This window comes from Methylorubrum sp. Q1 (assembly GCF_004683995.1).
Taxonomy (GTDB): Bacteria; Pseudomonadota; Alphaproteobacteria; order Rhizobiales; family Beijerinckiaceae; genus Methylobacterium.
In genome coordinates, this window is sequence record NZ_SRHQ01000036.1 from 14409 (window position 1) to 36128 (window position 21720).

16 protein-coding genes and 1 pseudogene are annotated in these 21720 nt (G+C 67.9%); 7 read left to right on the forward strand and 10 right to left on the reverse strand.

Annotation, left to right across the window (positions count from 1 at the left end; genetic code table 11):
- The first annotated feature begins 90 nt into the window (after positions 1-90).
- Positions 91-1107, forward strand: coding sequence for an aldo/keto reductase (locus tag E4V01_RS23410; protein WP_135300031.1), 1017 nt, complete (start codon positions 91-93; stop codon positions 1105-1107).
- A gap of 1 nt (position 1108) precedes the next feature.
- On the opposite strand, the pseudogene E4V01_RS26760 reads toward E4V01_RS23410, so the two are convergent.
- Together E4V01_RS26760 and E4V01_RS23420 are read right to left on the reverse strand one after the other, a co-directional pair.
- A pseudogene (locus tag E4V01_RS26760) lies at positions 1109-1800 on the reverse strand (type 1 glutamine amidotransferase).
- A 605-nt stretch (positions 1801-2405) separates the two neighbouring features.
- Positions 2406-2726 carry a metalloregulator ArsR/SmtB family transcription factor gene (locus tag E4V01_RS23420; protein ID WP_060768505.1) on the reverse strand — a complete coding sequence of 107 codons (321 nt, stop codon included), beginning with the start codon at positions 2724-2726 and terminating at the stop codon, positions 2406-2408.
- 90 nt (positions 2727-2816) lie between these two features.
- On the opposite strand from E4V01_RS23420, the gene E4V01_RS23425 reads away from it, so the two are divergent.
- On the forward strand, positions 2817-3743 hold the full coding sequence (locus E4V01_RS23425) for an acyl-CoA desaturase (protein ID WP_060768504.1): 927 nt from the start codon (positions 2817-2819) through the stop codon (positions 3741-3743).
- Between the two features lie 206 nt (positions 3744-3949).
- On the opposite strand, the gene eat is transcribed toward E4V01_RS23425, so the two are convergent.
- From eat to E4V01_RS23450, 5 genes are all read right to left on the reverse strand, one after another.
- Positions 3950-5326, reverse strand: coding sequence for an ethanolamine permease (gene eat, locus E4V01_RS23430; RefSeq protein WP_135300032.1), 1377 nt, complete (start codon positions 5324-5326; stop codon positions 3950-3952).
- A gap of 218 nt (positions 5327-5544) precedes the next feature.
- A complete protein-coding gene (locus E4V01_RS23435) occupies positions 5545-6051 on the reverse strand; it encodes a hypothetical protein (protein WP_060768502.1) in 507 nt (168 codons plus the stop codon).
- Positions 6052-6068: 17 nt separating this feature from the next.
- Entirely contained in the window at positions 6069-6554 is a 486-nt protein-coding gene (locus E4V01_RS23440) for a hypothetical protein (protein ID WP_060768501.1), read from the reverse strand.
- Between the two features lie 69 nt (positions 6555-6623).
- Complete coding sequence (locus tag E4V01_RS23445; RefSeq protein WP_245517678.1) at positions 6624-8243, reverse strand: chromosome partitioning protein ParA; 1620 nt, start codon at positions 8241-8243, stop codon at positions 6624-6626.
- A 426-nt stretch (positions 8244-8669) separates the two neighbouring features.
- On the reverse strand, positions 8670-9866 hold the full coding sequence (locus E4V01_RS23450; protein ID WP_135300033.1) for a ceramide glucosyltransferase: 1197 nt from the start codon (positions 9864-9866) through the stop codon (positions 8670-8672).
- 115 nt (positions 9867-9981) lie between these two features.
- Between E4V01_RS23450 and E4V01_RS23455 the strand changes: the two genes are divergently transcribed.
- The 4 genes from E4V01_RS23455 (at position 9982) to E4V01_RS23470 (ending at position 14204) form a co-directional block, all read left to right on the forward strand.
- Complete coding sequence (locus E4V01_RS23455; protein ID WP_135300034.1) at positions 9982-10875, forward strand: histone deacetylase; 894 nt, start codon at positions 9982-9984, stop codon at positions 10873-10875.
- 61 nt (positions 10876-10936) lie between these two features.
- A complete protein-coding gene (locus tag E4V01_RS23460) occupies positions 10937-11368 on the forward strand; it encodes a DUF1810 domain-containing protein (protein ID WP_135300035.1) in 432 nt (143 codons plus the stop codon).
- 471 nt (positions 11369-11839) lie between these two features.
- The gene (locus E4V01_RS23465; protein ID WP_245517679.1) at positions 11840-12682 is read left to right on the forward strand and encodes an ATP-grasp domain-containing protein; all 843 of its coding nucleotides are present in this window, start codon (positions 11840-11842) and stop codon (positions 12680-12682) included.
- 211 nt (positions 12683-12893) lie between these two features.
- Positions 12894-14204 (forward strand): GNAT family N-acetyltransferase, encoded by a 1311-nt coding sequence (locus tag E4V01_RS23470; protein WP_135300037.1) that lies wholly within the window; start codon positions 12894-12896, stop codon positions 14202-14204.
- 72 nt (positions 14205-14276) lie between these two features.
- Here the strand turns inward: E4V01_RS23470 and tsaA are convergent, their stop codons facing one another.
- Complete coding sequence (gene tsaA, locus E4V01_RS23475; protein WP_060768495.1) at positions 14277-14783, reverse strand: tRNA (N6-threonylcarbamoyladenosine(37)-N6)-methyltransferase TrmO; 507 nt, start codon at positions 14781-14783, stop codon at positions 14277-14279.
- Positions 14784-14931: 148 nt separating this feature from the next.
- On the opposite strand from tsaA, the gene E4V01_RS23480 reads away from it, so the two are divergent.
- Positions 14932-16419, forward strand: coding sequence for an AMP nucleosidase (locus tag E4V01_RS23480; RefSeq protein ID WP_060768494.1), 1488 nt, complete (start codon positions 14932-14934; stop codon positions 16417-16419).
- Positions 16420-16563: 144 nt separating this feature from the next.
- Here the strand turns inward: E4V01_RS23480 and E4V01_RS23485 are convergent, their stop codons facing one another.
- Together E4V01_RS23485 and E4V01_RS23490 are read right to left on the reverse strand one after the other, a co-directional pair.
- A complete protein-coding gene (locus E4V01_RS23485) occupies positions 16564-18261 on the reverse strand; it encodes a methyl-accepting chemotaxis protein (protein WP_135300038.1) in 1698 nt (565 codons plus the stop codon).
- A 320-nt stretch (positions 18262-18581) separates the two neighbouring features.
- Complete coding sequence (locus E4V01_RS23490) at positions 18582-21071, reverse strand: PBP1A family penicillin-binding protein (RefSeq protein WP_135300039.1); 2490 nt, start codon at positions 21069-21071, stop codon at positions 18582-18584.
- Between the last annotated feature and the right edge of the window lie 649 nt (positions 21072-21720).

The following is a 21720-nucleotide window of genomic DNA, read 5'->3' on the forward strand; positions in this document are numbered from 1 at the left end:
AGGATCGGGCAAGAGCCTGAGAGGATCGGCCGTGCACGCGACGCCTCGCACGCCGTAACAGGGGGCGTCCCTTCAGACGGAGATCTCTCCATGCGCATGCGCCCTCTCGGCCGGAGCGGCCTGTTCGTATCCGAACTCTGCCTCGGCACCATGACCTTCGGCGGCAGCGAAGGGTTCTGGGGCCAGATCGGCCGGCTCGATCAGGACGAGGCCGACACCCTCGTGAAGACTGCGTTTGATGCCGGCATCAACTTCATCGACACCGCCAACGTCTATGCCCGCGGGATGAGCGAGCGCATCCTCGGTCAGTCGCTCAAGAATCTGGGCATCCCCCGCGACGACGTGGTGGTCGCCACCAAGGTGCTGGGCCCGATGGGCGAGGGTCCGAATGCCCGCGGCGCCTCGCGCGGGCACATCCTGAGCCAGTGCAGGGCGAGTCTGGCCCGGCTCGGCCTCGACCATATCGACCTCTACCAGATCCACGGCTTCGATCCGGCGACCCCGATCGCGGAGACGCTGGAGGCGCTCGACACCCTCGTGCGCCACGGCCATGTCCGCTACCTCGGCCTGTCGAACTGGGCGGCGTGGCAGGTGATGAAGGCGATCGGGGTCGCCGAGATGCGCCGGCTCGCGCCCATCGTCTCGCTTCAGGCCTACTACACCCTGGTCGGGCGCGACCTGGAGCGCGAGATCGCGCCGATGCTGACCGCCGAGGGTGTGGGGCTGATGGTCTGGAGCCCGCTCGCCGGCGGGTATCTCTCGGGCAAGTACGATGCCGAGGGGGCGGCCGCGGACGGGCGGCGCACCACCTTCGATTTTCCGCCGGTCGATCGGACGCGCGGCGCCGTCACGCTGGATGCCATGCGCGGAATCGCCGAGGCGAGAGGGTGCAGCGTGGCGCAGGTGGCCCTCGCGTGGCTGCTGCACCGGGAGGTGGTCACCAGCGTCATCGTCGGCGCCAAGCGCGTCGGTCAGCTCGAGGACAATATCGGCGCGACGCGGGTGCGGCTCGAGGCCGACGAGCTTGCCCGGCTCGACGCCGCCACCCGATTGCCGCCGGAATATCCCGGCTGGATGCTGGAGCGCCAGGGCGCCTACCGCGCCTGATCTATTCCCGCAGGAAGCGCCGGATCCAGCCGGCCACGCGCGCGCTGTCATGCGGCGCGTCCAGCGAGGCCAAAGCCGCCGGCACCAAAGCCGGGTCGCTCGCCCCGGCCCGGTGCCCGTCGGTGAGCGCGCGGGCATAGTCCGGCGCGAATTCCGGGTGGCACTGGAACGAGAGGGCGGGGCGGTCGCTCCAGGCCAGCACGCCGTAGGGCGTGAACCGGCTGCCCGCGAGCACCCGCGCGCCGGGCGGGAGGGTCACGACCTGATCCTGATGGCTCACGGGGATGGCGATCGTCTCCGCGTCGTCCATGAAGGGCGCGCGCTCCGTTACCGCGTAGGCGTGCAGCCCGAGGCCCCAGCCGCGCTGCGAGCGCTCCACCAGCCCGCCGAAGGCCTGTGCCAGGGCCTGATGCCCGAAGCAGAGGCCGACGAGCTTTTCGAGCGGTCGAGGCCGCGCAGGAAGGCGAGCAGGTCTTCGACCCAAGGGGTCGCGTCGTAGACCGAGGCGGGCGAGCCGGTAATGACGAAGGCGTCGAACGCCTCCGGCGCCTCGGGCCAGTGGTCGGCCGTCACGTCGAAGCGTGTGAAGGCGTGGCCGTCGCCGATCAGCGCCTCGACCATCGCGCCGTAGGAGGGAAAGCGCCCGCCGAGCCGCTCGGGCGGGTGGCCGGTCTCGAGGATGGCGATGTTCATGGGGTCGAGTCCAGGATCAGAACCCAGTCAGCTTGACTGCGTATAGGGCTGTTGAGCGGTGGGTTGCGAAGGTTGACCCATCGCCCGCAAGCGGACGTTCCGTTTCCGACCCATGCCGGCCGCCCGCACCGCTTCCCGAAAGCGGTCGCTCGTTTGCCGCCCGGCAACTTCGGCTCGGGGCGGGAAACGGGACGCATACGTTAGCGTTCGAGTGTGCGGCTGCGGTTCCAACAAAAACCGAGGGAGGTCGGCATCATGGATCGCTCAATCCTCCTGCAAACATCGCCATCGATACGGCAAGGTTCGGGGCGTTTGGGCGGGCAGTCTCCGTAGGCACCATGGCGTCCCATGGAGGTCGGCTCCGATGGCATCCTATCGATTTGGTCGACAACGAAGCTCCTCCGACCTCTTTGAGGAATCATCACTGCATTAGTGGCAGAGATCATCCGATGGCGCATGCGGGCTCGTTTCATCCTCGGAGGCTTGCGCCAGGCATCAGCTCAACAGTTCTGCGACGCGTGAATGGGATCTGCCGAATGTGCATTCTCTGAGGGCGGTCACTGGGGATCTACCCGCAAGTTGAATTGGGATTATCCAGCCCGGGTTCAGTGATCTTCGCGCGTAACGTCCTTCGCCAAGGCTGCACTCTCCCGCTTGAGCGGACGGCTTGTTGGGCATGCTTCCTGCGCAAAGCCATGCAGGGCGTTGATCAAACTGTCCGGCGTCTGTCGGTAGAAAATGAACTGCCCGCGGCGCTCGCTTTCTACCAGCCCTGCTGCCTCGAGGACCGACAAATGCTGGGAGATGGATGCCTTCGACATGGCGAACCGCGCAGCGATATCGCCAGCGTTGAGCTCGGTATGAGAGAGGTAGGCTAAAATCTGGCGCCGGACGGACGATGCCAGGGCTTCGAAGACGCGCTGCATCGCAGGATGTTTAGTTGATGAGCTAACCATTGACAAGTCGGACCGATCCGTCGTTTAGGATATTTGCTAAATATCTAAGGACGGGTGGTGATGACCGAAGCGCCCCGATGCACCTCGACGACCCGCATGATCGCCGACGCCCACACGTCGGCAGCTGACGGTCACTTGGAATGGGCGCCGGCCAAGTCACTTTGGATCGGTGGCATGCTGGCTGCAGCCCTGCTGCTTGGCCCGATTTTCGTGACACCCGGGGCTGTCGCGCTGTTCCTGGTGACGACTGTCATCACGCTTTGCGCAGGCCATTCGATCGGAATGCATCGGTTGCTGGTGCATCGCAGCTTCTCGGCAAAGCCCTGGGTCGAATATGTTTTGGTCTACCTGGGGACCTTGGTTGGAATGGCAGGTCCGATCGGCATGGTCCGCCTCCATGACATGCGCGACTGGGCGCAGCGGCAGTCCGCCTGCCACGATCTCCACGCCAATCGACTTCCGCTCCTGCGTGATGCGGTGTTGCAGATGCACGCCCGACTCGTACTGACTCATCCCCCTGTGTTCGTTGTGGAGCCGAGGATCGCAGGTGACCGGATCTTTCGTTGGCTGGAAGCGAGCTGGATGCTGCAGCAACTGCCATGGGCCGTCCTGTTCTATGCGATAGGCGGGCTGCCGTGGTTGGTTTGGGGTATTCCGGTCCGGGTCGCCGTATCGTTGACCGGGCACTGGCTTGTCGTGCACCTGACCCATCGCCGCGGACCCCAGGGTTGGGTGGTCGATGGTGAGTCCGTTCAAGGACATGACTTACCGGCAGCGGCCTGGCTCACCTTCGGCGAAGCTTGGCATTCAACGCATCACGCATGGCCGGAGTCGGCACGCCTTGGAACGGAACCAGGTCAAGCCGATCCCGGCTGGCGGCTGCTGCAAGGCCTGGAACGTCTCGGCCTCGTCTGGGATTTGAAGCAGCCCGGCGTTCTGCAACCTCGGCCCGGCGTTCGAAAGCTTCAGGGACCAACGATCCCGTAGCGATTGGTTCGGACCGCCCCGGGGTAGGAGCGGTCGCGGACACGGCGTCTGCTTCGATTCCTTTTCGTGCGAAACCCGACTGGCGGAAATTCACCCAACTCAGCCGTAGACGTCGCCCTGATCAAAGGCCGGGCAGCGGACCTTCCCAGGGTCTGCAAAGGGTCGAATACGGCTCCTCGTATGGTCAAGCTGGTTGTATCTCGAACCTAAATCGCCGGATCTAAGGCGGAAACCGTCGCCGGAGCCGCAGGCTTGGCCTTGAGCCTCATCAGCAGAACGGCCGCACTCATCACCGCGGCGAAGATCGCGAAGATCAGCGGGTTGTAGACGATGAGCGCTATGAGACAGACCACGGCCATGACGAGCGCGAAGGCCGGCGCGTAGGGGTAGAGCGGTGCCCGGTAGGGCCGGGCGAGGTCCGGCTCGCTGGCGCGCAGGCGGAACAGCGCGGCCATGCTCATCACGTACATGGTGAGTGCGCCGAACACCGCCATCGTCACGATGCTGGCGGTGAGCGACTGCCCGGCGACGCTGATCAGGTTGTCGCTGTAGATGGCGGCGATGCCGACGACCCCGCCCGCCAGTGTCGCCACGTGCGGCGTCTGGAAACGCGGATGCACCCGCGCGAACAGGGCCGGCAGGAAGCCGGCGCGGGCGAGCGCGAAGATCTGGCGGGCATAGCCCATGATGATGCCGTGGAACGAGGCGACGAGGCCGAACAGGCCGAGCCAGACCAGCATGTGCAGCCAGCCGCTCGACTCGCCCACCACGCGCTTCATCGCCTGGGGCAGGGGATCGTTGAGGTCGGACAGGCTCTTCCAATCTCCGGCGGCGCCCGCGAACAGCATGACTCCGAAGGCGAGTGCGGTCAGCGTCAGCACGCCGGTGATGTAGGCGATGGGGATGGTGCGCTTGGGGTCTTTCGCTTCCTCCGCGGCCATGGCGACGCCCTCGATGGCGAGGAAGAACCAGATCGCGAAGGGGATGGCGGCAAAGATGCCGCCGATGGCCGCCGGCCCGAACCTGTCCCCTCCGGCCCAGCCGCCGGCCGTGAAATTGTCGAGGCGGAAGGCCGGAGCGACGACGCCCATGAAGACCAGAAGCTCGGCCACCGCCAGCACGGTGACGAAGAGCTCGAAGGTTGCGGCGATGCGCACGCCGACGATGTTGAGGCCCATGAACAGCAGGTAGGCGCCGAGCGCCGCGTGCTTGGGGTCGAGCCCCGGATACTGGACGTTGAGATAGGCGCCGATGGCGAGCGAGATCGCGGGCGGCGCGAACACGAATTCGATCAGCGTGGCGTAGCCGGCCACCGCCGCCCCCGTGGGCCCGAAGGCCCGGAGCGCATAGGCGAAGGGGCCGCCCGCCTGCGGGATCGCGGTGGTGAGTTCGGTGAAGCTGAAGATGAAGGCCACATACATCGCGGCCACGCACAGCGTGGTGACGAGGAAGCCGAGGGTGCCGGCCTGCGCCCAGCCGTAGCTCCACCCAAAATACTCTCCCGAGATCACGAGCCCGACGGCGATGCCCCAGAGATGGAAGGCGTTGAGGCTCTTGTCGAGCGTGGTCGAAGGCGTCGGCATCGTGCAACTCCGCAGTCCCGGCCCAATCGGCTTCAGCCCGAGAGGCGGCGTCCGAACGGGGCCATGGGGCGGAAGGCCAAGCAAGAGCGTTGCCGCTTTCCCGTGCTCGCGGCGTTCGTCGGGCGCGCGGGGCTGCGACGCCTTCTCGGGAGGGCCGCCGCATGCCGGCGCCGCTCAACCCCTCCGGGCCGGCAACGGGACGAGCCGGGAGCCGGCGGTCACTCGGGCGAGGGCCGCTGGCCGGCTGGATCGAAGGGGATTTGAGCGATGCGTCCGGCTGCAGGATGTCCGCTCAGCTCGACGTTGAAGGTCTTGTAGATGAAGGCGAGCAACTCCTCCGCCGCGCAGGCGCGCGTCTCGGACGCCGCCGCCGCCGCTTTCGCCTCATGATAGCGACGCGACAGGATCTCTTTTTCCGAAAGCGCCGTTCGCAACGCCATCTTCGTCGCGGTGAGCGTCAGCCGGCACTCGCTGATTTCGTTCATCAGCGCCGATCGTTCCGATTGCCATCGGATGCGCTCCTGCTGGACGCTCTGAATCAGGTTCAGCGCCTGCGGCTCGATCATCTCCTTCCAGCGCTGCAAATCATGGATCGTGTCCGCGGCCTGTTTTACCAGACCCAACGCGTCGTCGAGCCTGATCTCGACGTCGAACAGGGCCCATTCGGAGGGCTGGACCGGCAGGCCGCTCTCGCTGGTGATCGGACATGGGCTGTCGAGGTCCATCGGAACGCGTTCACGCCTTACGGCGCGTCCTGTCCGATGTCGCCGGTCTCCGCGGGGACGGGCTTGTTCTTCGAGCCGAAGGCCGTGAACACGGCATCGTAGATGCGGACGAGCCAGGTTTCCGCCTCCTTGGCGCGCGCCTCGGCGCGGCGGGCGCGGTCCTCCGCTTGGCTCAGCAGAACCTGGTTCGAGGCGAGCGTCTTTTGAAGCTGCCGCACCTCGTCCTCAGCTTGGCTGATGACACTTCGGAGCTGGTTCTCGAGATCGACGGCGCGCTCTTCGCTGATCCGGATCGCTTCGGCGGCCTCCTGCACGAGGTCGATCGCGGAGACCCAGTCGCGCTGCGGCGGCGAGGCCGTGCCCCCGTCGGATGCGGTGTCGGAGGTGACTGGCGAGAAATTAATGATCTTGTCTCCCGGTCGCGTCACGTTGGCCTGCCAAGCCCGCATGAGAATGGAATTGCCGGAGGAAGGGGCGGCGTCTTTCACGGCCTGTTCTGACATTCAAGCATCCTTCCAGGTCTTCTCTGCCAAGTTTTCTCTACGAAGTCTTCTTTTCCGAGGGACGGCGAATTAGGCCGACTTGCCCGTGGAGCTGAACGGCCGAACGTTGCTCACCTCGTCGGCCGAGGCATGCGCAGTGTCTTCGTCGAGCTCGTCGTTCACCTGCTCCCGCCACGGGCGGCCCGAGCGTTTCAGGGCATCGTGCTGCTTCTGCAGCGTGACCCGGCTTTCGCGCGCGATGTCGAGGGCACCTTGCAGCAACGCGCGCTCCGAGCGCTCGTTCTGCAATTCCTCCATCAATCTGCGGTTCGAGGCTTCGAGATCGGCGCGGGCGGCTTCGTGCCGGTGGGTCAGGTGCTCGATGCGATCGTTCAGAACCGCGTTGCGGTTCGTCGTCTGCTCGATCGCCGCATCCTTGGCCGCGAGAGCCTTGTTGAGCATGTCGCAACGGCTGTCGAGTTCGCCGCGAATGCGCTGGATTTCCAGGAACCGCTCGGTCTGGCGCGATAGGTCGGCTTGCAGGGCTTCGAGGCGGCGTTCCAGCGTGCTCCGCGCGATGGTCGCTTCCTTGAAATTGCGATCGACCGAACGGAATTCCTCGTCCTTGTCCCGCAACTGGTTGCGGGCCTGCACCAGCAACTGTTCCGTCGAGGTCGCCCGATTCAGGGCGGCTTCGAGTTTCATCGCGAGGCTGGCGCGGTCGTTTCGGAGCGCGGACAGCTCCGTTTCGTGCTGCGCTTCGTTCCGCTCCCTTACGGAGATTTCCGTCGCGAGTTGGGTCTCGACGATGCGCAGGCGCTGCCGGTCGGCTTCGGCGGTGGTCGTCAGGTCGCGATGGCGGGCATCCAGATCCGCGAGCTGTGTCGCCTGCTCCTCGCTCAGAAGTTGGAGACGGCGTCCCTCGACCTCCAGCAGGCTGTTCCGCTCGCGGACGTTGTTCAGCTCGTGCTCGGAACGCGCCAGGGCGCTGTCGGCGGCCTGCGCTTCCTGCCGCAGCGCCCGGCTCTCGCTCGTCAGCGCCTTGTTCTGCTCGACCTCGGAAAAGAGCTGGCGCTCCAGGTTCTCGATGGCCGACACCTTGTCGCGCAGATCGATCTGATGCGCCTCGACCGCCGCATCGCGCTCGCGCAAGCTTTCCAGGGTTCGCTTCGCATGGACCTGGGAATCCGCCAGCTCGCTGTTCATCCGCGACAGCTTCGTGGAGAGATCGGCCACTTCGTCGCGCAGGTTGCCGTTGGCGCTGACCTCCTGAGTCAGCGTGTTCTCAAGCTCGGCGATCCGCACGCTGGCCTTGGACAGCTCGCTGCTGATGCTCGCCAGCGGTTGCAGGATCAGCACGAAATCGTCTTGGAGGCTTCGCAGGTCGTCCAGGCGGTCGACCATCGCGTCGATGCGCTGCCGTACGACCTCGTCCCGTTGACCGATGGCGTCGAGGTTCGTCGGAGCGGGCTCAGGCGTCGACCGGACGCGTCTCCCGCCCTCCATCAGGTCGGGGACGACCGCCTTCGGCAGTCGCGGTGTGGGGGCCGACTCCGGGGCGCGCGACCGTTGCTCCGCGTCCCGGTCGCGTGAGGCGGATGACGTCGGCAGCACGTTTCGGAACGGCATCCAAGCCATCGCAGTGTGTTTTCCCATGACGACACGGCGAGTTTGCGTGCTTACTGCTTTTTTAACAGATTTGTCACGCAACGCGAGTCGCGAGTCCCGTTGGCAACAGGGTTCTTCCCGATCCGATGCGGATCAGTCTTTTGATAACTAAATCGTGATTAAGGAATATTTTGTAGTATATACTGTTTTTATTGCTGTGCTTTTATCGATAATGTAATGATTTTGTAAGATTTGCCTCTCGGGGCTTCGGGTGGCTGTTGCAATGGATCGTAATGACCGCCCGGTTGCACGCAGTTCTGTGGCCGGGGATGCGTTGGCAAAGAATGCGTCGACAGAGAATGCTTCGGCCTGGGGCGTCGCGATACGCGCGGAATTCGCTCAATGCGGAGAGTGTCCTGCGATTGCAGCCGTAGGCCGTTTCCGGTTCGGGCCCATCCGCTCGCCAACGGAAACCGCGTCACGTCGGCGCGGAGGCTGCTCCGGGCCATACCCTCATGAGGGCGGCGGTCAGGCGGCGCTCGGCCCCGTTTCCAGCGCGTTCCCGTCGCGGGTGCGGATGTCCATGGCATTTCCGCGCCAGACGATGGCGGTGCGGGCCCAGGCGCTCGCCCAGATCGCCGGCAGAAGGGCGTCGCGGACGAGGAGGGCGGCGAGCATCCGCGGCGAACGGTGCCAGCCGGCGCGCGCGGCCAGCGCGATTTCCGCCCCGTACCAGAGGGCGCCGGCGCCGACGAGCCAGAGCGTGGCCTCGACGCTTCCGGCCACGAGACCCGTCAGCACCAGCGGCAGCAGGGCGCCGATGCCGATCTCGGGGGCGAAGAAGAGCGGGAAGGTGACCCGCCGCAGCCGCGCCCAGCGCACCTGCCGCGACCAGACCTCCGACAGGGCGCGGTGCCCGAGCGGCTGCTGGAACGGCGAGGCGACGAGATGCACCCGCTTGCCCGCCGCGCGCACGAGCTTGGTCGCGGCGGCGTCCTCTGCGATCTCGGCGTTCAGGGCGCGGATGCCGCCCTGCGCTTCGAGGAAGGGCTTGTTCCAGAGCATGCTCTTGCCCTGCGCGAAGCCGAGGCCCAGCGCCTCGCCCGCATATTGCCAGCGGGCCTGCAGGGTGTTGAGGAAGGCGCATTCCACTTCGGCGAAGAAGTTCTCCGGACGTGCGCCGATCGGCGTCGAGCAGACGAGGCCGCTGCTCGTCCGCCACGCCGCCTGCATCTGCTGGATGTAGTCGGGCGGCATCAGGACGTTGGAATCGGCGAGGATCACCCAGTCGTGCCGGGCGGCATCCCAGCCGCGCACGCAGTTGTTGAGCTTCGGGTTGCCGCCGATGCGTTCGTCGCCGAGGATCAGCTCCGACGGGATCTGCGGATGTGCCGCCCGCATCCGCTCCAGCAGCGGCAGAATCGGGTCGCTGGCCTCCGCCACGCAGAAGATCAGCTCGTAGACCGGATAATCGAGCCGGAAGCTCGCGAGCAGCGTCTCCTCGCTGAACGCTTCCAGGCCGCGCAGGGGCCGCACCACCGAGACGGGGGCGCCCGCGGGGAAGGCGGACGGCTTGCTCTCGTCGTGGTTCTTGTCTCGACCCCGGTCGTGGCCCTTGCGTCCGATGCGCAGGGCTGCCACCGCGAGGCTCGCAAGGTTGACGGTGACGAGAACCGCGCAGAGCGCAAGGGCGGCGAGCGCGCCGCTCTCCGGCAGTGCGATCATGCGCGGCGTCTCCCGTCGAGGGTGTCTTCGGGCGCGACGGCGCGTCCCATCACGCCCCTAGCAGCGCCGCCTTATCAGGCGTGTGACACTTCAGACGCCGTCCCGGGCCGCTCCTTTGATCCCGATCGTGTTCCACCCGGCCTACGAGGCCGAACTGCCGGACGGCCACCGCTTTCCGATGCGCAAATACGGCCGGCTCGCCGAAATTCTGCGCGCCCGCGGCCTCGTGCCGGACGGCTTCGTCACGCCGGAGCCCGCCGATGCGGCGCTGCTATCGGGGGCGCACGATCCGGCCTATGTCGCGGCGGTGCTCGCCGCGCAGGTGCCGCGGGTGATCGAGCGGGCGATCGGCCTGCCCGTGACGGAGGCCGTCGCCGCCCGCGCCTGCGCCTCGGCCGGGGGGACGCTGCGCGCCGCGCGCCTGGCACTCAGCCACGGGCTCGCCGGCAGCACGGCCGGCGGTAGCCACCACGCGCGGCGGGCCGGCGGTGCGGGATTCTGCGTGTTCAACGACGTGGCGGTGGCCGCCCTCGCCCTGAGACGCGAGGGCGCGATCACCCGGGCGCTGATCGTCGATCTCGACGTGCATCAGGGCGACGGCACCGCCGATTGTCTCGCCCGCGAGCCCGACCTGTTCACGCTCTCGATCCACTGCGAGCGCAACTATCCGCACGACAAGGTGCCGGGCGACCTCGATATCGGCCTGCCCGACGGGCTCGACGATGCGGAATACCGCGCGGTGCTGGAGGCACGCCTGCCCGCGCTGGTCCAGAACTTCGCGCCGGACCTGATCTTCTACAATGCCGGTGTCGATCCGCATCGCGAAGACCGGCTCGGACGCCTCTGCCTCACCGATGCGGGATTGCTCGCCCGCGATCGATACGTGGTCGGCCTCGCGCGGGCGCAGCGGATTCCGCTCTGCGCCGTGATCGGCGGCGGCTATGGCAGCGATGTCGACGCCCTGGCCGCGCGCCACGCCCTCGTCTTCGAGGCGATGGCCGGAGCCTGAGGAACGCCGGTCCGCGCGGCCGGTTTACCCAGCCACGGAGGCGATGCGACAGGAAGAGACGATGCCGGACGATGCGTTCGACCTGAACCGCTTCGTGGAAGCACAGGACGGCCTCTACGAGGGCGCGCTCGCGGAATTGCGGAACGGGCGCAAGCAGAGCCACTGGATGTGGTTCATCTTCCCCCAGATCGCCGGGCTCGGCTCCAGCGCGATGGCCCGGCGCTACGCGATCCGCTCGCTGGCCGAGGCGCAGGCCTATCTCGCCCATCCGCTGCTCGGCGAACGGCTGCGGACCTGCACGCGGGCCGCGAATGCCTGGGAGGGCCGCTCGGCCCACGCCCTGTTCGGCGCGCCCGACGACGTGAAGTTCCGTTCCTCCATGACGCTGTTCGCGCGGGCCGATCCGGACGATCCGGGCTTCGCCCGTGCGCTCGCGTCATTCTTCGAGGGACGGCCCGACCCGCTGACCTTGGAAAAGCTGGAACAGTGTTGAGCCGACGCCGTCGCCCGGCCGCCTTGCGGCTTCGAACAGACGTCAAAGCCGCAATTGAGTTCTAACCCGATTTCTCCGGATCACCCATTAGTATAGAATTATTACAAAAAGTTGAATGTTCTGATGATTGGTTGTTGACGATACATTGCGTGTAAACATAGATGTTTCAAGACCGCCGATCGAAGATCAAATATTAGTCCGTTCTCTGAGCGTTCGGAGATTGGTCGGACATGAGGCATTATGATGAAGCGCGCGCTCGTCTTAGCCAATGGCCCGCGCATCCAATACCGAGTCTTGCGATGCGCAGGCGAATGCTTCGATGAAGTCTACGTCCTGGGTGCAAACGATGCATATCTCCTGAAGCGTTCGCGTTTTTGTGAAAGATATATCGATTTTACGGGAGATTTTGCCAATATTCGGCAATCGGATCTTGCCGATATTCGCCGGCTCTGTGCCGTCCACAAGATCGATATGGTGCTTCCGAGTTGCAGCCGGACGACGCGTCTTCTGGCAGCCCATGGGGCCGAGTTCGGGGCGCCGTACTATCCCGTGCCGGATCAGGAAACCTTCGACGCACTCGACGACAAGTGGCGCTTCGCCGGCGTCTGCGCCGACCTCGGGCTTCCCGTCCCGCTGACGCGGCGGTTCGAGACGATGGCGGATCTGCGCCGCGACCCGGACTGTGGCCGCCTCGAATTCCCCCTGATCCTGAAGCCGGCGGCCATGTCGGGCGGCTACGGCGTGCAGCGGATCGATTCCGCCGACGCGCTTCCCGAGCATCTCAGTTACACACCGATCATCTGTCAGGCTTACGTGCCGGGCGAGGAGTTGAGTGCGTTCTATCTCTGCGAAGCCGGGACGATCTTCGCGTCGTTCTCCTATCGCCGGACCCTGACCAAGCTGGAGGAAATCCGCGTTCCGGCCATCGATGCGCATGCGAGCAGGCTCGTCGCGCATTTCCGCTACGACGGGGTGATCGGGTTCGACGTCCGGCGCCGGCCCGATGGCGAGATCGCCTTCATCGAGTGCAACCCGCGCTTCTGGTACCACATGGAGGTGGCGATGCTGGCTGGCCTGAACTTCGTCACCCTCGGCTGCCGCCTGCGTGAGGGGGAGGGCGGCCCCGCGGATTCCGACACGCTCCAGATCCGGTCGCCGCGGCGCCTGTGCGGAAACCTGCTCACGCCCTGGCGCCTGAACCGCGCCGAACGGGCCTATCTACGCTACATCGTCCGCGATCCGGCGATCTCCGGCTGGGCGGCGTTCCAGAGCGCGATCGGCCGCTACCGTCTCGCCGGCGGGCAGCTCCTGTGAGGCGCGCACCGTCGCGCCGGAGAGTGGCGCCGCTTCCGGCCCGTTCGCGACGGACCGGGGCCGGTCGGCGCATCGGGATATCCCCCTCAAGAGCGCGTGCTTTAAGCGCGGCTTTGTCGTCGTTCTCAACCGCCAGAGATGTGACGACGTCGTGAGCCGGCCCGCGGATGCAGGGTCGGCGGAGCGACGAGACCGATGAGAGGGGCCGTCCATGGATTCGAGCGGCGACTTCGCGAGCCTGCCTCCGGCCGAGCCCGCGCCCCCGTCCTTGGTGCCCGATGCGGTCTCGCACCGGCCGGCCTTTTCCGTCGAAGTCGCGACCGCGCCGCGCTTTCGCGCCCTCGCCGCGGAATGGCGCCGGCTGGTCCGGCGCTGCGCCGAGCCGAACGTGTTCATGGAGCCCGCCGTCGCGGGCGCGATGTACACCGCGACCGAGACGCCGCTGCATATTCTCCTCGCCTGGTCCCGACGCGGCGGGGAAGAGGCCGAGCTGATCGGTGTCTGGCTCCTCGTGATCGGCCGGCCCTCGTCGCGCCTGCCGGTCCGGACGCTCGAAGCCCCGTGCAATTCGCTGACCTTCCTCGGCTCGCCGGTGCTCGATCGCGACCATGCGGTCGAGGCCCTGTCGGCGATGCTCGATGCCGTTGCCGAGAATTCCACCCTGCCGAAGCTGATCTGCGCCAACCAGATCGCGATGGACGGGGCGGTCTTCGCCGCCCTCGTCGGTGCGGCCGGCCGGCGCGGCTTCCGAATTGTCGAGATCGAGCGCCGGCAGCGCGCCCGGCGCGATGCGCCGGTCGCAGGACAGGCTGCGCCGGCCCTTCCCGGCTCCACGAAGCGGCGTGCCGAGTTGCGGCGGCATCGCAAGCGGCTCGCGGAGCAGGGCGAGTTGCGTCACGTCAGCTCTCGCAAGCCGGAGGAGGTCAGCGCGGCGTTCCAGGAATTCCTCGATCTGGAGGCGGCCGGCTGGAAGGGCCGCAAGAGTCGGCGCGGACGGGCGATCCGCAACGCGCCGCCGCTCTGCGCCTTCGCCCAGACGATGATCGTGGGGTTGGCGCGGGACGGCTGCGCCGGCATCGAGACCCTGCGCCTCGACGGCCGGGCCATCGCGATGAACATCTGGCTGCGATCCGGCCGCACGGCCTTCGGCTGGAAGATGGCGTATGACGAGGCTTATGCGAAATGGGGGCCCGGCTCGCTGCTGATGGAGGCGACGACCGAGACGGCGTTCGCGGACGGGACCATCGACACCATCGATTCCTGCAACCGCGACACCTCCGCGGCGCTGGCGCAGATCTGGCCGGACCGCCGCGAGATCGCGGATCTCCTGATCGACGTCTCCCCCGGCGGCTCCCTGCGCGGCCGGTTGACGGCCCTGTCGGAGACGCTGTTCCGGCACGGTCGCGGCGTCGCCCGCCGCACCTACAAGACCCACGTCAAGCCGGTCTATCTGCGGGCCCTGGCCCGGCTGACCCCGAAGCCGCGATCCGGAGCGGGGCAGCAGGGGAAGACGGAGGGTTAGAGCATCGTCCCGAAAGGTGGTGGCCGGCTTTCGGAAAAAGGACGATGCTTGAGGAGGTCCGATCCTGCCGGATCAGGGTGCGGCCGGCTTCTCCGTGCCGGCGCGATCGACCCGCGCCTCCGGCCGGCTGTCGGTCGAGGCGAAGTAGGGCTTGATGTCGAGCAGGGGCGTGCCGTCGATGCAGTCGAGCCCGCGCACGCGGACGGTGCCGTCGGCGATGTCGAGCCGCTCGACCACGGATAGGGCGATGGGGTTCGGTCGCGCCGGCGAGCGGAGCGAGAAGGTGCCGCGGCTGCCCGGCGCGTGGCGCGGCTGCTGGCGCACGAGGTCGCGGGCGGCCCGGTCCATCCAGTAGAGCACGATCAGGTGGGTGGCGCCCTCCAGGTTCTGGAGCGCGGGCCGATAGGCGGCATCGACTTCGAGGGTACAGACCGCGTCCGTCTGCGTGCCGTTCTTCGGGCACTCGCCTCGGTCTTTCCACGGCGTGCGCACCCGGCCGATGAAGTAGAGGCCCGCATCGTAGTCGGCGGGCAGCGGGATCGCCTCCTCGCCGGGGCGCCGCTCGACATCCTCGTTCATCCGCTCTCGCTTCCCCGTTTGGCGACGCATGCCTTGTCGCCCCGGTGTGCCGCCGCCGCAAGGTGGGCAGGTGCCTTGCAAGGCAAGCCTCTTGCGCGTCTCGCCGCCAAGTGCGGTGTAGACGTCTTGGGGTCAGCGGGGAGGGCACATGGTCATCGACGAGTTGCGGCCGATGGAGGCTGTTGCCGACGCAGAGACAGCCGTGGATCGGCTCGAGGCGCTGCACGCGGGCGCGACCCAGGCGCTCCAGACGGCCCTGGCGCGCTACCTCGAACACCGCATCGCCCCGGACGCGACCGAACGGCTCCAATTTCGCTACCCTGAGCTGCGCCTGACCTACCAGCCCGCGGGGCCGCTGCCGCGGCTCAACCGGGCCACCGCCAAGTTCCAGGCGCCCGGCCTCTACGCCACCACGGTGACGCAGCCCGGCTATTTCCGCGCCTATCTCTTGGAGCAGTTGCGGCCGCTCGTGCGCGATTACGGCGCCAGCATCGAGGTCGGCCTGTCGGGCCAGGAGATTCCCTATCCCTACATCGTCGAGCCCGGCACCGATCTCGGCGGCAGCGGCGTCAGCACCAGCGATCTCGCCACCCTGTTCCCGACGCCGCTCCTCTCGGTGGTGGGCGATGAGGTCGCCGATGGCCTGTGGCTGGAGAATGCCGGCGATCCGCGCCCGCTCGCTTTGTTCGACGGGGTGCGCACCGATTACTCCCTGCGCCGGCTGGTGCACTATACCGGCTCGGACTGGCGCGAGATCCAGCCCTGGATCCTGCTGACCAATTATCACCGCTACGTCGATGGCTTCGTCCGCCACGGGTTGGAGCGTCTGGCGGCGGGGGAGGGGGAGCGGCTGGTGCTGCCCGGCGGGATCGTCGTGGAGCAGGCCGAGGCCGCCTCGGCCGACCCGGCGGCGCTGATCGCCGCCTCGCCCTGGCACAAGTACCAGATGCCGGCCTACCACCTCGTCGGCCGCGGGCCGGACGGGGCGCCCCAGGGCACGACGCTGGTCAATATCGGTGTCGGCCCCTCCAACGCGAAGACCATCACCGACCATCTCGCGGTGCTGCGTCCGCATTGCTGGCTGATGGTCGGGCATTGCGGCGGCTTGCGCCAGTCGCAGACCATCGGCGACTACGTGCTTGCCCACGGATACCTGCGCCGCGACCGCATCCTCGACGACCTCGTCCCGCCCGAAATCCCGGTGCCGGCTTTGGCCGAGGTGCAGATCGCGCTGCAAGCGGCGGCGGCGGCCGTCACCGGGGAGCGGGCGGACGCGCTCAAGCAGCGCCTGCGCACCGGCACCGTGGTGACGTACGACGACCGCAACTGGGAGCTTCGCTTCAGCCAGGAGCGGCGGCGCATCAACCTCTCGCGGGCGATCGCGGTGGACATGGAGAGCGGCACCATCGCCGCGCAGGGCTATCGCCTGCGGGTGCCCTACGGCACGCTGCTCTGCGTCTCCGACAAGCCGCTGCACGGCGAGATCAAGCTGCCGGGCGCGGCCAACGCCTTCTACGAGCGGGCGGTGGCCGAGCATCTCAAGATCGGACTCGCCACCCTCGACACCCTGCGCGCTGACCGGGCCGGCCTGCACTCGCGCAAGCTTCGCAGTTTCGACGAGCCGCCGTTCCGGTAGGGGGCTGCCCTGCGGGGGTGTCCGGCGTTTCGAAAGGGCAAGCCCTTTCGCGGGTCCAGGGCGAAGTCTTGATTGAAGGGAGGCCGGGCCAACGCCCCGGCGCCCCGCCAAAGGGATGATCTTTCTCGGAAGCCCGGTGCGAGCCTATGCCGCCCGCACCGTGGCGAGGAACTGCGAGACCTGGGCGCGCAGGGCCTCGGACTGGTGCGACAGTTCGCTGGCGGCGCCGAGCACTTGGCTGGCCGCCGCGCCCGTCTCCTCGGCCGCGCCCGCCACGCCCGCGATGTTGCCCGTCACCTCCGAGGTACCGGTCGAGGCCTGGGCGACGTTGCGGACGATCTCCTGCGTCGCCGCGCCCTGCTGCTCCACCGCCGCGGCGATGGCGGTCGCCGTCGTGTCGATGTCGCGGATGCGGCCGGCGATGTCGCCGATCGCCGCGACCGCCTGACCGGTCACGCCCTGGATCTGCCCGATCTGCGCCGAGATCTCCCCGGTCGCCCGGGCGGTCTGGTTGGCGAGTTCCTTGACCTCGGCGGCGACCACCGCGAAGCCGCGGCCGGCCTCGCCCGCACGGGCCGCCTCGATGGTGGCGTTGAGCGCGAGCAGGTTGGTCTGGCCGGCGATGGAGGAGATCAGGCCGACCACGTCGCCGATGCGGCCGACCGCGGCGTTGAGTTCCTGCACGAGATGGGCGGTCCGGTCCGATTGGGTGACGGCGGCCTGCGCCAGCTGGGTGGAGCCCGCGACCTGCCGGCCGATCTCGGCGACCGAGCTGCCGAGTTCCTCGGCGGCGGAGGCCACGGTGTTGACGTTGGTCGCGGCCTCTTCCGCCGCGGCGGCGACGGTGGTCGCCTGGGTCGCGGTCTCGGTGGCCGTCGCGGTCATGGTCGACGCGGTCGCCTGCAGCTCGGTCGCCGAGGAGGAGACCATGCCGACGATGCCGCCGACCGCCGTCTCGAAGCGGTCGGCCAGTTCGATCATCGTACGCCTGCGCTCGACGGCCGCCGCCTCGTCGGCGAGGCGGCGCATCTCGGTTTCCTCGGCGGCCTTGCGCGCGACCATCGCCTTGATGCGCTCCACGGCGCGGCCGACCTCGCCGATCTCGTCCCCGCGCGCCGCCTCCGCGATGCTGGCGTCGATGTCGCCCTCCGACATCCGCCGCAGCACCGCCACGAGACGGTCGAGCGGGCGGGTGATGCCGAACACGGCGATGCTGCCCGCGAGCGCGATGGCGACGAGCAGGGCGAGCCCGGAGCCGACCATGAGCGTGGTGATCGTGCGGTTTGCCTCTTCGGCGGCGGCCTGCTTCTTGCCCTGCATCTGTTGGCCGATCTCGACGACGCGGGCCTGCACCTGATCGTTCAGCTTCTCCCGGATCGGTGCGGAATCCTCGCGCACGATCTTCATCGCCGCTTCGGTGTCGTTGACGAGGCCGAGCTCGGTCGAGCGGCGGAGATGGTGGAAGAAGGTCTCCGCCGTCTGCCGCATCTGCCGGTTGGCGGCCAGGTGTTCCGGCGTATCGGGGAGGCTGGAGAGCCGGTCGAACGCCGCGTAGGCCGCCACCGCGGCGGCCTCCTGACGCGCCTTGTGCCGCGTCATCACCTCGGGGCGGGTCTCGATGATGGTGGTGCGGTTGTGAATGGCAGCCTCGTTGAGGCTGGATGCGGCCGTCAGGATGCTTTCCTGCCGCACGGCCTCCACGTCGATGACCTGCTGCGTCTGCTCGGCGACGCTGTTCAGGGCATTGCGCGCGTAGGCGATGACGCCGACGGTCGAACTCGCCATCAGGGCCAGGGGCACGGCGACCTTCACGAGGATCCCGGCATTGTCGATCAGTTTCATCACGCTCGTCCCACGGATATGTCTTGGACGAGAGTGCTGTCGGCGACACCTTAACTGTGTGTTGCCGGGTCTAAACTCTGCGCATTTGTTATGACACGCTCATATCACGATGTCGTGATCAGCATAGGGCCCACAAGTAATTTCGTTATTTGCAGACAGGCGCGGAACGATTCGGATTTCGCGCTGTTGCCGCGATCCGGCCGTGTCCGGGGAGATCCCGTCCAACGCCTTCGGGCTTGCCCTCCGGGACGATGCTTTAGGCTCTTGTTGTCGCATCATCTTCGTTCCGAAAGCCGGCAACCACCTTTCGGGACGCTGCTTTAGCGCTCGCGCTGCCACAGCCCGGCGCGCTCGGCGCGCGCTTGATCCTCGGCTTCAACGAGATCGCTCGGCGCGTCCTCGGCAGCCCGCGCCCCACCCGCCGTTACGATCAGCGAGGCGAGGTCGTCGCCGTCAAGGCGGCAGCGCGAGGAGACCGGATCGCCGGAGCAGACGATCTCCCGGCGGCGCAGATAGCGTGCGAGTTGGCGGGCCAGCGCGCCGCCCTCGCCGACGACGCCGAGCAGCCGCACCTTGCGTCCGCGGATCGCCAGGGTGCCGGTATCGACCACTTCGGGGACGCCCCGCACCTCGCCCGCAACGGTGGCGGCTGGCGCCGGCGCGACTGCGCTGGCCGGGACCGGCTCGGCGCGAGCCGCGGACGGCGCCGGGCGCTTGCGTCCTTTCAGCACCTTCTGCGCCCGTTCCACGAAGTCGTGGAAGACCCGGGCCGGGATGTCGCCGCCGGTGACCTTGTTCATCGGCGTGTTGTCGTCGTTGCCGACCCAGACGCCGACGATCATGTCCGGGGTCAGCCCGACGAACCACGCATCGCGATAATCCTGGCTGGTGCCGGTCTTGCCGCCGACCGCGAGGCCGTTGACCCGTGCGGCCTTGCCGGTTCCGGACTCCACCACCGCCTGAAGCGAGTCGAGCATCATCGACTGAACCTGCGCGTCCATCGCCGCACCGGGCTTCGGCGCGGGGCGCTGGTAGAGGGGCTGCGGGGTGTTTCCGCGGATCGTACGGACGAGATAGGGCTCCACCGGCATGCCGGGGCCGAGCACGCCAGCATAGGCGCGGGTCATCTCGAGGAGCGAGACGTCGGCCGAGCCGAGGGCGAGGCTCGGCACCTCCGGCAGATCCGACTGCACGCCGAGGCGGCGCGCCTCGGCGATGATCGCGGGCAGGCCGACATCCTCGCCGAGTTGGGCGGCGATGGTGTTGATCGAGAGCGCGAAGGCCGAGCGTAGCGGCAGCGCGCCGCGGAAGCGGTTGTTGGAGTTCTGCGGCTCCCACTCGCCGATCTGGGTCGGGCGGTCCACGAGCACGCTGTCGGGGAAGAAGCCCTTGCCGTAGGCGGCCAGATACACGAACAGCTTGAACAGCGAGCCCGCCTGCCGCTTGGCTTGGGTCGCGCGATTGAACTGGCTGTCCTCGTAGTCCCGGCCCCCCACCATGGCGAGGATCGCCCCGTCGGGCGCCATCGCCACGAGCGCGCCCTGGCCGACCTTCTTCTTTCCGCCCTCGCCGTCGAGGCGGCGGGCGAGCACGCCTTCGGCGAGGCTCTGGAGGTCGAGGTTGAGGGTCGAGCGCACGGTGACGTCGCCGGCGGCCTCGGTCAGCCGCTTCACGTCGCCCGACACCGCGTCGAGGAAGTAGTTGGTGCCCGGCGGCGTCTCGGGCGGCGTGTGCAGGGTGAGCTTTTCCGCCCGCGCCTTGTCGGCCTCAGGTTGGCTGATCGCGCCGGTCTCGACCATGGCCTGCAGCACAAGGTCGGCCCGCTCCTTGGCGCCGCCGAAATTGCGGGTCGGGGCGAGCTGCGAGGGTGCGCGCACGAGGCCGGCCAGCATCGCCGCCTCCGGCAGGGTCAGACCGGCGGCCCCGTGTCCGAAGTAACGCCGCGCCGCCGCATCCGCCCCGTAGGCGCCGGCGCCGAAATAGGCGGTGTTGAGATAGCCGACGAGGATCTCCGGCTTCGTCAGCGTGCTCTCCAGGCGCAGCGCCAGGAAGGCCTCCTGGATCTTGCGCTTGAGCGTCTTCTCCTGGGTGAGCGAGGTGAGCCGGGCATATTGCTGGGTGATGGTCGAGCCGCCCTCGCGCACGCCGCCGCCGGTCGCGTTGCGCCAGACGGCGCGGGCCATGCCGCGCAGGTCGATGCCCCAGTGGCTGTAGAAGCGCCGGTCCTCGATCGCCACGATCGCCTGGGCAAGGCGGGGCGGCAGGGTTTTCTCGGTCAGCCGCTCGCCCTGGAACGCGCCGCGGGTGGCGAAGGCACGCCCGCTCTCGGCCTCGACCACGAGGGCGCGCTGGTTCGCCTCCGGCGCCACCCCGCCGAGCGGCGGCAGGGCGGCGAAGGCGACAAAGACGTATCCGGCCAGGATCACCAGCGGCAGGCCGATCACGACGGCCAATCCGATCACCCAGGGCCGATGGCGGCGGGGAGCGCGAGCGGCGGGATCGTCGACGGGATCGCTCTGTGTGTCCGGCTGATCGACCCGGGCCGTGACGGGCGCCGCCGGTGCGGTGCGCGGCGCGGTCGAGCGAAGGCGGTCCGCGGTGCGAGCGAAGACCGGTCTGGCCCCGTTGGCTGCCCCCTTGGCCGCATCCCTGGCGGCGGCGGTTCCGCTGCGCCAAGCGCTGCGTCCCGCGCTCCCGGCAAGGCGGCCGAGCTGGCGCGCGAGCAAAGCGGCTGCCCGCGCGGCTTCGCGCGCTGCGGCCCGCGTCTCGGTCCCGTCCTCGCCCGGCCTGTCCGGTCCCTGCGCCGTCATTGCGAACCGTTCGCCGCCTGCCGGAAATCACACATCATGGGGCGGACCTTAGCGGAGCGGGGGCCGGCAAGGCTACGCGCCCGAAGGGGGGGCGCGAAGAAGGGAGCCGATGGGTGGCCCCGGCGACACGCTCGGTCACCGCTCCCCCCGCTGCCGTCGCGTGATCCGGCCTGCGGCCGGGGTCGAAAGCCGATCGGCTTGATCGGGCTCAGGGCTGGTGAGGGTGGGAAGCGGACCCTGACGCTTCGCCCTGAAGCAGACGTTCCGCAGCCGACCCAGTCTAGTCGGCTGGAACGCTGTCGTCGTCCCCCGAAGCAGACTTTCATCGGCCGTGCGGCAAATTCAGCTCGGGGTGGGAGCGGCAATAAATTTTTCGCCCGGAAGCAGCCTTTCAGCTTCACGCCCCTTTCAGAGTTGGGGTGGTCTGGCGGCAACTTTCAAAACTGACGCTCGGCGAAGGCCCCGTTTATCGGCATCCTTTGACCGAGTAAATTCGCACCAGACTTTTGCAACGGCTAGAACCGCTCCCGCTCATTTAGCGACGGCCAAGTCGGTGTCGTAGCCGGCCGCGGCGAGGCAGTTGCGGCACTCGCCGGTCGTAAAGCGTGTCATCGTCCGTTTGCCCGCTCATTGCCCCCCAGAATCAACT

Coding starts and splice junctions, on each gene's coding strand:
- E4V01_RS23480 (WP_060768494.1), top strand. CDS start 14,932: ATGGTCATCGACGAGTTGCGGCCGATGGAGGCTGTTGCCGACGCAGAG.
- E4V01_RS23440 (WP_060768501.1), bottom strand. CDS start 6,554: ATGTCAGAACAGGCCGTGAAAGACGCCGCCCCTTCCTCCGGCAATTCC.
- E4V01_RS23450 (WP_135300033.1), bottom strand. CDS start 9,866: ATGATCGCACTGCCGGAGAGCGGCGCGCTCGCCGCCCTTGCGCTCTGC.
- E4V01_RS23435 (WP_060768502.1), bottom strand. CDS start 6,051: ATGGACCTCGACAGCCCATGTCCGATCACCAGCGAGAGCGGCCTGCCG.
- E4V01_RS23410 (WP_135300031.1), top strand. CDS start 91: ATGCGCATGCGCCCTCTCGGCCGGAGCGGCCTGTTCGTATCCGAACTC.
- E4V01_RS23420 (WP_060768505.1), bottom strand. CDS start 2,726: ATGCAGCGCGTCTTCGAAGCCCTGGCATCGTCCGTCCGGCGCCAGATT.
- E4V01_RS23490 (WP_135300039.1), bottom strand. CDS start 21,071: ATGACGGCGCAGGGACCGGACAGGCCGGGCGAGGACGGGACCGAGACG.
- E4V01_RS23465 (WP_245517679.1), top strand. CDS start 11,840: ATGGTGCTTCCGAGTTGCAGCCGGACGACGCGTCTTCTGGCAGCCCAT.
- E4V01_RS23470 (WP_135300037.1), top strand. CDS start 12,894: ATGGATTCGAGCGGCGACTTCGCGAGCCTGCCTCCGGCCGAGCCCGCG.
- E4V01_RS23485 (WP_135300038.1), bottom strand. CDS start 18,261: ATGAAACTGATCGACAATGCCGGGATCCTCGTGAAGGTCGCCGTGCCC.
- E4V01_RS23425 (WP_060768504.1), top strand. CDS start 2,817: ATGACCGAAGCGCCCCGATGCACCTCGACGACCCGCATGATCGCCGAC.
- tsaA (WP_060768495.1), bottom strand. CDS start 14,783: ATGAACGAGGATGTCGAGCGGCGCCCCGGCGAGGAGGCGATCCCGCTG.
- E4V01_RS23460 (WP_135300035.1), top strand. CDS start 10,937: ATGCCGGACGATGCGTTCGACCTGAACCGCTTCGTGGAAGCACAGGAC.
- eat (WP_135300032.1), bottom strand. CDS start 5,326: ATGCCGACGCCTTCGACCACGCTCGACAAGAGCCTCAACGCCTTCCAT.